2 protein-coding genes are annotated in these 2,700 nt (G+C 40.0%); both read right to left on the bottom strand.

The features are described from left to right. Positions 1–1,603: recombinase family protein (locus IEW48_RS16355; protein WP_188624685.1), on the bottom strand; the 1,603-nt coding region annotated here is incomplete at its 3' end. Between the two features lie 349 nt (positions 1,604–1,952). Further along, on the bottom strand, positions 1,953–2,543 hold the full coding sequence (locus IEW48_RS16350; RefSeq protein ID WP_188624684.1) for an ImmA/IrrE family metallo-endopeptidase: 591 nt from the start codon (positions 2,541–2,543) through the stop codon (positions 1,953–1,955). Positions 2,544–2,700: the final 157 nt, after the last annotated feature.

Here is a 2,700-nt window from a genome sequence, read left to right as displayed (position 1 = left end):
TGTCCGTGTAGTCCTGACCTATGGAAAACACATAGTTTATCTGGACATTTGCTTTATCTCTATGTTTACCGGGTGTTTTTATTGTATGCACAACAATATCCTTGACAATGGTCTGGATAATCTCCTTTTTCTCTTTATTGGATAAATCTCCTTTTATTCGCTCCTTTAATTCTTTAAGAATCTTCTCGGCCGAAGACAGTCGTTTTTTTGCTTCTTGGTTTTGATCCGCTTCCGTTCTTAATCTATCCAACCTTGCCAACAATTCCTGTTTCTCATCATTGATCTTATTTAATTGTAACTCAACATCCTCTGAAGTAATAAGATTTTTTCTAAACAAATCAAGAATACTTTGTTTCTCATTATCTTTTGCTTTGATCGCTTTTTCCAGAAATTCAATTTCCAAGGACAAGTCATTTTCAACTTGTTTTTCTTTTTCATTATTCAGGTCGTTCACAATCTCCTGTATAACGGACTCTGGTTTGCTGGCAAAGTTTACAATATCGTTCCAAACTAGTTCCTCCAGCCAGTCCTTTGGAACGTTTTTGCTTGTACATCTGTTATAGAGAGCTTTATCGCCAACTTTCCCCGCACATACGAAGTAATATTTCTTCTTTTTCTGGGCACCATTGTAATAAACAGCATAATAATTTCTGCCGCATAATCCGCACTTTATCAGTCCCCGCAAAAGATTATTTTCTACTCTGCTTTCGATTGAAGCCAAATTAGGATTTTTGATTGCATTGACCGCTTTCTCCCAAAGTTCAGGCGTTACAATGGCAGGCACTTCTCTTTCGATGATTTCCCTGTCCCGATTTGCTCTTTTTCCGTACTGGTGTATACCTTTGTACGTTGTATTATAGATAATGGCTCGTACCCTTGAAGGTCTCCATTTTCCTGATGTTTTAACTTTCCTTTTTCCTCGCTTGACTTTCCTGTGATCTTTGACGTAAGCCGTAGGAACCCCCATCGAATTCAGAAGTTTGGCAACTTCCCATGCTGAATAGTGCTTTTCTCCGATTAGATGATACATCATGTGAATGATGTCGGCCTCCGACTTCCCAAGATTGGGAATAGGAGTCCTGTTAATTTCCAAGTAGCCTTCATCATCGACATAATATCCGTATGGAACAATTCCACCCAGCCACTTTCCTTTGCGGGCGGCTCTGTTAGCCCCGTGCCACATCCTCTCAATAATGTTTTCACGTTCAAAATCAGCAATGGCCGCTAACATCGTTACAAGAAGCCGACCGGAAGGGCTTTTTGAATCAAAATCTTCGGTCATTGACTTCACTTTTACACCGTATTGATCCAATTCATGTATCGCATTTAAAATGACTCTTGCTGAGCGTCCAAGACGGTCTAACTTATAGATCAACATGACATCAGCCTGAATCTTTTTGCTCTGAATATCATCAAGAAGTTCTGAACCGCCAATGCGGTCTTTAAGTTCGAGTGTTCCACTAATGCCATCGTCCTTATAAACCTTTAACAAGTTCATCTGGTGCAGATCAGCATATTTCTCTCCAAATTCAAGCTGACCTTCAATGGTTCCTCTTTCCGATTGATCATCTGTTGACACTCTGGCGTACAGAATCGCATTCATTCACATGCCACCTCACCCTAGCCATGTTCAAAACATCCTCCAGATCATCCATTTGTATCACAAGAAAATGGATTTTACTTATGGAGATGCCTGTCATCTCTGTCCTTTGACGAATAGACCTTATGTTGATTCCGAAGCAGTTCGGTTTTTGGGTATTAACAATCAATTCAGACAAAAACACAGAGACTCCCAGAGATTCCTCAAACTCGTTTAGGGGCTGGAAGGGACACTGGACAGGGACATAGAGGACATCCTTTGTATAATCCTTTTCTTCCAGATAAACAACATACCATATTGGACACAGTTTGCCGTCATAATAATCATAATAAACAATGGATTGCATAGACAATCATCCCCGGACACCGATCTGTTGATAAAGTTTGTCCAGAAGCCTGAGTGTTTCCTTTGACCATTTTTTAGAAGTATTAGGGGCTGGGATAGCCGATCCGCACAAAAACTGTGCCGTGTATATCCGTTGTTTGATTTGATACCATCTTTTTTTGGCCAACCTATGTGTGACCTTAAAAACATCTGATAATAGCCCGATAATCAATCTGTCCTCACTGGGTAAATCCAGTTTCTTGATCATAAAAAAAGGCATGGCAGCATACAACTGAAAAACTTTGGCCTGATTTTCTTGCAGATTGCGAAAATCAGTAAACATAACAGACTGATTACCCTCGTGAAAAAGGAGATGGGCAAGCTCGTGGAAAAACACTTCTCTCACTTCAGCAGGTGTTTTGGTCGAATCAAGAAAGATGACGGATAAACTATCATCCCACATGGCTCGTTGAGGGGCATCGGGCATGTAAACGATCTGGATGTTAAAAATATCTGACAGATTGTCCAAGCACAAATCTTCAGATTGAACAATACCTTTTGACTTGAACAGATGCTCTATTTTTTCTTCAAATGCAGTTTTGTAGTACATATGTAGCATTGTCAACCCCCCCTATAGGCACTTAGTAACAGAACATTTGTTCTATTACATTGTACCAAAAAAAGCCTATGTGTAAAGTCCATAGGCTTTATTTAATCCGTTTCATTTCCCGTATTTCCGTTTCTTGCTCAAGAGAACGCAAGGCAAGCGTCTCCAA

Origin of the sequence: Caldalkalibacillus thermarum, assembly GCF_014644735.1 — a bacterium.
Lineage (GTDB): Bacteria > Bacillota > Bacilli > Caldalkalibacillales > Caldalkalibacillaceae > Caldalkalibacillus > Caldalkalibacillus thermarum.
This window is presented reverse-complemented; position numbering and strand designations above follow the sequence as displayed.

Bases quoted from the DNA above. Each gene is read 5' to 3' on its own strand.
- IEW48_RS16350 (WP_188624684.1), bottom strand. From the start codon at position 2,543: ATGCTACATATGTACTACAAAACTGCATTTGAAGAAAAAATAGAGCAT.